The following is a 6,199-nucleotide window of genomic DNA, read 5'->3' on the forward strand; positions in this document are numbered from 1 at the left end:
CACAACTATAAAAATGCACGTGGAGAGACGAATGAATGGTCAAGTTGCGTTCGAAGACCTTCCGCTGAGCCGCTTCCATATCCGCACGGTGTTCAGCGGTACGGGTGGTCAGTTCAGTGATGGTTTTGTGCTGGGCATTATCGGCATCGCCGTGAGTATGGCGGCGGGCCCCTTGCAATTGACGGCGTTGTGGATGGGCTTGCTGGGCGCCGCCTCGCTGGCGGGGCTGTTCCTTGGCAGCCTGTTTGCCGGTCCTATCGCCGACAAGTTCGGCCGCCGAACGATTTTCGCCTGGGATATGCTTCTGTTTGCCGTGATCAGCGCCTCGCAGTTTTTTGTCACCTCCCCCGAACAATTATTGGCCCTGCGCCTGTTGCTGGGCCTGGTCCTGGGCTTCGACTACGTGGTGAGCAAGTCGCTGGTCACCGAGTTTGCCCCCCGCCGCTACCGCGGGCGTTTGCTCAGTGTGTTGGCAGCCGCCTGGGCAGCCGGTTATGTGGCGGCCTACCTGGTGGGCTTCGCCATCCGTGATATCGGCCCGGATGCCTGGCGCGTGATGCTGGCCCTCAGTGGCATACCCGCCTTGTTGATTTTGCCGTTGCGCATGGGCGTACCCGAGTCGCCCATCTGGCTGATGGCACGTGGACGCAGCCAGGAAGCGCTGGCGATTGTGCACAGCAAGTTCGGCCCGCACGTGTTCCTGCCCGCACCGGTGGCCCAGGCAGTTGCGCAAAAACGGCGAGGCAGCTGGAGCGAACTGTTCAGCCCACGCTGGCGCAAAAACACCTGGGTCGGTTGTGTGTTTTATACCTGCCAGGTGATCCCGTTCTTCGCCCTGGGCACCTTCGCGCCCAAGGTCCTGGAAGCACTGAATGTGCAGGACAAGTTTGTCGGCGGCCTGGTCTACAACGTGTTGCTGTTTCTCGGCGCACTGCTGGGTCTGCTGGTGATCGACCGCATCTCCCGCCGCGCCTTCCTGGTGGGCACCTTCTACTTGAGCGCGGCGGGCCTGGCCGTATTGGCCTATGCCGGGTTCGGCCCCGTGGGCACCATCCTCGCCTTCGGCTTTTTTGCCTGCGTGATGGCGGCTGCGGTGAACCTGGAATTTGTCTACCCACCCGAACTGTTTCCCACCCACTTACGGGCCTCGGGCATCGGCCTGGCCGTGGCGGCGAGCCGGTTTGGCTCGGCGGTGGCGACCTTTCTGTTGCCGGTAGCGGTGCAGCAAGTGGGAGTGCATGCCGCGCTGGGCGTATGTGTCGGCGTGCTGGTGGTGGGCGGTGTGTTCTGCCATCTGTTCGCCCCGGAAACCAGCAAGGAAGACTTGTCGGGTGTCACCCCTGAGACTACGACGACACAGGCGACAGTCGCCATCGAATAACAGCATCAAGCGAGGATGAACATGCCAGCGAACAAGCTGATCGACATGTATGCGGTCCAGGTGTTTATCGCGGTTGCCGAGGAAGGCAGCATGTCGGGGGCCGCCGCGCGCATGGGCATCTCCCAGTCCGGCGTGTCGCAGATGGTGCGTCAGCTGGAGGACGATCTGGGTGTGGTGCTGGTGGACCGCACCACCCGGCCCATGGCGCTGACCCCGTTCGGGGTGGCGTTGCGCAATCGGGGGTCGGTGTTGAGTGAGGAGTTGTCCCACCTCAAGGCCCAGGTGATCGACGCCGGACGCGGCGTGAAGCCCGACCTGCGCATCGGCCTGGTGGACTCGTTCGCGGCGACCTGCGGTTCGGTGTTCACCAAGCAGTTGCTGGGTAAGGTGGCGCAGCTGTCCATCCGCACGGGACTCAGCCCGCAACAGGGCGAATCCCTGCTGCGCCGTGACCTGGACCTGATCGTCACCAGCGACCCGTTGATGGACGCCAATGATGTGATTCGCTACCGGCTGTTCTCAGAGAAATACTTTGTGATCACGCCCAAGCACCTGCACAGCGAACTCAGCAGTCTCGACGACGTGCGCGCGCTGGCCAATGTGCTGCCGGTGGTGCGTTTCAACCGTTTGTCCCAGGTGGGCCTGCAGATCGAGCGCCATCTGCGCAGCCTGAATGTGCGGGTGCCCAACCGCCTGGAACTGGATAACGCCGACGCCCTGACCTCGATGGTCGCCGAGGGCATCGGCTGGGCCGTGACCAGCCCGATGTGTTTTTTGCAGGCCAGTGCCTGGGTCGACAACGTGACCCCGCACCTCACCCCCGACCTGGGCCTGGAGCGCTCGCTGTACCTGGTTGCACGACGCAATGAATACAGCGCCTTTTTCGCCGATGCCTGCGAAACGGCGCGTGATGTGATCCGCCACGCCTTCCTGCCCAGGCTCACGGCCCTGGGCACGGGCGTGGAGGCATTAATTCAATTTGAGAAGGGAGAGACCCGTGAATACTTTTGATGCTGGCGCAATACGGCAGGAAACCGACTACGTCGGTGAGGTACAGATTCCGGCCAACAAGCTGTACGGGGTGAATTCGGTGCGTGGGTTCGACAACCTGAGCATTTCACCGTTGACCATTGCACACTACCCCGCCTTTCGTGACGCCTTCGCCCAGTGCAAGTGGGCCGCTGCACTGGCCAACCGCACGTGCGGTGTGCTCGCCGAGCCCCAGTGTGACGCCATTGTGCAGGCCTGCGCCGAGGTGATCGCCGGGCACTGCGACGACTCGTTGATCGTCGATCTGCTGGAAGGCTCCGGCGGCACGTCCACCAACATGAACTTCAACGAAGTCATCGCCAACCGCGCCCAACAGTTGATGGGCCACACGGCAGGTTCGTACGAGGTGGTGCACCCCAATGACCATGTGAATGCCTCGCAGTCGACCAATGATGTGTACCCGGCGGCCTTGAAGATCGCCACCTACGCGATGCTCGGCCCGTTGATCGATGAAGTGCAGCAACTCGCCGCCAGCTTCGAGCAAAAAACCGCGCAGTTCGCCGATATCCTGCACCTGGGCCGCACCTGCCTGCAGGACGCCCAACCGATGCGCCTGGGCCAGCTGTTTTCCGGTTACGCCGCCCTCACCCATCGCCTGGCCGCCGAACTGGTGCGGGTGCGCGACACCCTGCGCACTCTGCCCTTGGGCGGCACCGCCATCGGCACCGGCTTTGGCGCGCCAGCGGCGTATCGGGCGTCGGTGTATCAGCACCTGGTGCAGATCACCGGCATTGAGTATCAGGCGCCGTCGAATGCGTTCGACGCCATGCAGAACATGGATGTGTTTTCCCGGGTATCCGCCGAATTGCGCACCACGTCGGCAGCCTTGGCGAAGATCGCCACGGACCTGACCTTGCTCTCGTCCGGCCCGGTCGGCGGGATCGGCGAACTGAAATTGCCCGAAGCCCAGGCGGGTTCGTCGATCATGCCGGGCAAGGTCAACCCGGTGTTGCCAATGGCGATGATTCAACTGAGCTTTGCGGTGATCGGCAACGATACGGCGGTGGCGCAAGCCGTGCAGGCCGGTCAGTTGGAGATCAACCACTTCGAACCGGTGGTGGCGTCGCGGGTATTCGACAGCCTTGCGCTGCTGACCCAGGGTATCCAACGTTTCCGTGAGAAGTGCATCGACGGGATCACCGCCAATGCCGAGCGCAATGAGCAGCACCTGACCCAGTCCATGGCCGTGGCCACCGCGCTGGTGCCGCAGCTGGGCTACGCCCGCGTGAGCAAGCTGGCCCGCCAGTCGGTGGCGCAGGGGCGTTCGTTGTTGTCGATTCTGGAAGAGTCCGGCCTGATGGGCCAGGCGGACGCCATGGCGGCGATAGAAACGTCGTCGCGCCCAGTGTTCGAGGGCTGACGGCGACCGTGGTGTGTACTCGGTTCCTGGGCCTGGCACACATCCAAATGTGGGAGGGGGCTTGCCCCCTCCCACATGGGTTGGATTACAGCGTGTAGGAGATGCCCATTTGCACGGTGCGGGGGGCGCCCGGGTAGGCGTAGATATTGCCGAATGCACCCTCTTCATACTCGCGATTGAACAGGTTCTTCACGTCCAGATTCAGCCGCACTTTTTCGTTGACCTTGTAGTAACCCAGCAGGTCGACCACGGTGTAGGCGTCCATCGTAAACGGGGTGTTGGAGGTCTGGCCGACACGCTCATCCACGTATTTCACGCCCGCGCCCAGCCCAAGCCCTTTGAGGCTGCCATCCTGGAATTCGTAGACGTTCAGCAGGCTGAAGCTGTTGCGCGGGATATTGGCCAAGCGCGAACCGACACGGATCGTATTGTCCTTGGTGACTTCGGCGTCCACGTAGGCATAGCCGCCGATAACGCGCCATTCAGGCGTCAGGTTGCCGGCGACGTTCAAGTCAAAACCACGGCTGCGAACCTGGCCCGCTGCGACCTTGAAGGTAGCGGTGGGGTCCGCAGGATCAGTGGTCAGCACATTCTTTTTGTCGATCTGGTAAATCGCCGCGTCGACACTCAATTGGTGATCCAGCGCTTCCCACTTGATGCCCATTTCATACGACTTGCCTTTCTCCGGTTCAAAGCCTTCGCCGGTGCGGGCCGCGCCCGTATTGGGCTTGAATGAGCGCGCGCCATCGGCGTATACGGCAAGCGAGTCAGTCAGGTCGTAGGTCACGCCAACCCGTGGTGTCACGGCGTTATCGCTGGCCTCCCAGTTTTTCGTGCCAGGTACGTAGCTCTCGTACTGGTGCTCAAAACGCTCGAAACGCGCGCCCGCCAGCACTTTCAAACGCTCGGTCAGGGCGACCTGATCCTGGACGAAGGCGGCGTAGGTCTTGAGGTTTTCCTTGTCATGCGTCGGCGTGCTGACCAATGCAGGGCGCGGCTTGCCGTAGACCGGGTTGAAGATATCGCTGGTGTAGGCGGCGGCGGAACGCTGGATGATCGACTTGTAGTCGTAGTCTTCGAACTCCACCCCCGTCAGCAAAGTGTGCTCAAAGCCGCCGGTGGCAAAATGCCCGGTGAGGTTGAGCTGGGTGTCCTTGTCGGTCCACTCCAACTTGCGATAGTTGAAGTTACGGTTGAGGGTATGCCCATCGGCGGCCAGGCTGTTGGCTTCGATGGCATTGCCTTTGAGGGTGCCATCCAGCCATTGGAAACCGCCGCCCAAGGTCCAGTTGTCGTTGAGCAAGTGCTCGAAACGCAACTGGGCCATGTTGTTGTCGTTGTGCAGTTTGCCGACGTCTTTATCGCCCCAGAAGGTGTCGCGGGAGGCGGTGCCTTTTTGAGTGGCGAAGCGCGTCAGGCCGCGATCCAACGGGTGGTTGTTGCGCATGAAGTCGCCTTCGAAAATCACCTTGGTGGCATCGGTGGCCTGCCAGGTGATCACCGGGGTCACGCCGTAGCGTTCGGTTTCGACGTGGTCGCGGAAGGTGTCGCCACCCTCGCCCACTACGTTCAGGCGATAAGCCAGGCGGCCTTCCTCATCCAGCGGGCCGGAGGCGTCCAGGGTACCGCGCTTCATGCCTTGGTCATTCAGCTGACTGCCTAATGTCACGGTGCTTTCGGGCAACGGCTGTTTGGATACCACGTTGAAGGTGCCGCCAGGGTCGCCACGACCATAGAGCATGGTGGCCGGGCCACGCAGCACTTCCAGGCGTTCGATGGTGTTGGCGTCCGGCATGTTCGGGTAGCCACGGTTGATCGGGAAACCGTTGCGGTAGAACTCGCCGGTGGTGAAACCACGCACGGTAAAGGTGGTCAGGCCCTGACCGCCGAAGTTGTTGGCGCGACCAACGCCGCCGGCGTAGTCCAGCGCATCCTGCAGGCGGGTGGCGCCGATGTCTTCGACGGCGTCCTTGGTGACCACACTGATGGACTGCGGGGTTTCGTGAATGGAGGTATCGGTGCGCGTCGCACTGGCTGAGCGTGTCGCCCGGTAGCCCTGGACCGGCCCCTGGGCCGTCTCGTAATCGGCTGTGCCGGTGATATTGGTGGCCTGCAACTCAATACCGGTTTTTTCAACCGGCTCGACTTCTGCCCAACTCAAAGGGGAAAACGCCTGAAGCACACAAATGGAAACCAGGGTACGACGCATGAATGATGAACCTAGTGAATGAGCCAGATGGGGCGGCATACCTGCCAGATTTTCGCGGCGCGATGGTATACCAACCACCTAACGATTGATATGTATTCTCATTCACTATTTTTGGGGTAACAGCTTTGTATCGGAATTGATACGGACCAATCCCCTGCCCTAAAGCCAGTCCACTCCATTCTTGTGGTGAGCGGGCTTG

The 6,199-nt window shown here is 61.6% G+C and carries 4 protein-coding genes; 3 read left to right on the forward strand and 1 reads right to left on the reverse strand.

Going from position 1 to position 6,199, the window contains the following annotated elements; all coding sequences use genetic code 11:
* Nucleotides 1–31: 31 nt before the first annotated feature.
* Genes DYL61_RS27655 through DYL61_RS27665 form a run of 3 tightly spaced genes read left to right on the forward strand, consistent with a single transcriptional unit; the run spans nt 32 to nt 3,791 of the window.
* Nucleotides 32–1,381: an MFS transporter gene (locus DYL61_RS27655; protein ID WP_135310987.1), complete on the forward strand. Its 1,350-nt coding sequence runs from the start codon at nt 32–34 to the stop codon at nt 1,379–1,381.
* Between the two features lie 21 nt (nt 1,382–1,402).
* Nucleotides 1,403–2,392 carry a LysR family transcriptional regulator gene (locus DYL61_RS27660; protein WP_135310988.1) on the forward strand — a complete coding sequence of 330 codons (990 nt, stop codon included), beginning with the start codon at nt 1,403–1,405 and terminating at the stop codon, nt 2,390–2,392.
* Nucleotides 2,379–3,791, forward strand: coding sequence for an aspartate ammonia-lyase (locus DYL61_RS27665; protein WP_135310989.1), 1,413 nt, complete (start codon nt 2,379–2,381; stop codon nt 3,789–3,791). The genes DYL61_RS27660 and DYL61_RS27665 overlap by 14 nt, the downstream gene beginning before the upstream one ends.
* Before the next feature lie 85 nt (nt 3,792–3,876).
* Here the strand turns inward: DYL61_RS27665 and DYL61_RS27670 are convergent, their stop codons facing one another.
* On the reverse strand, nt 3,877–6,000 hold the full coding sequence (locus DYL61_RS27670) for a TonB-dependent siderophore receptor (RefSeq protein WP_135310990.1): 2,124 nt from the start codon (nt 5,998–6,000) through the stop codon (nt 3,877–3,879).
* Nucleotides 6,001–6,199: the final 199 nt, after the last annotated feature.

The organism is Pseudomonas nabeulensis (assembly GCF_004682045.1).
GTDB classification, from domain to species: Bacteria; Pseudomonadota; Gammaproteobacteria; order Pseudomonadales; family Pseudomonadaceae; genus Aquipseudomonas; species Aquipseudomonas nabeulensis.

Coding starts and splice junctions, on each gene's coding strand:
- DYL61_RS27670 (WP_135310990.1), bottom strand. CDS start 6,000: ATGCGTCGTACCCTGGTTTCCATTTGTGTGCTTCAGGCGTTTTCCCCT.
- DYL61_RS27660 (WP_135310988.1), top strand. CDS start 1,403: ATGCCAGCGAACAAGCTGATCGACATGTATGCGGTCCAGGTGTTTATC.
- DYL61_RS27655 (WP_135310987.1), top strand. CDS start 32: ATGAATGGTCAAGTTGCGTTCGAAGACCTTCCGCTGAGCCGCTTCCAT.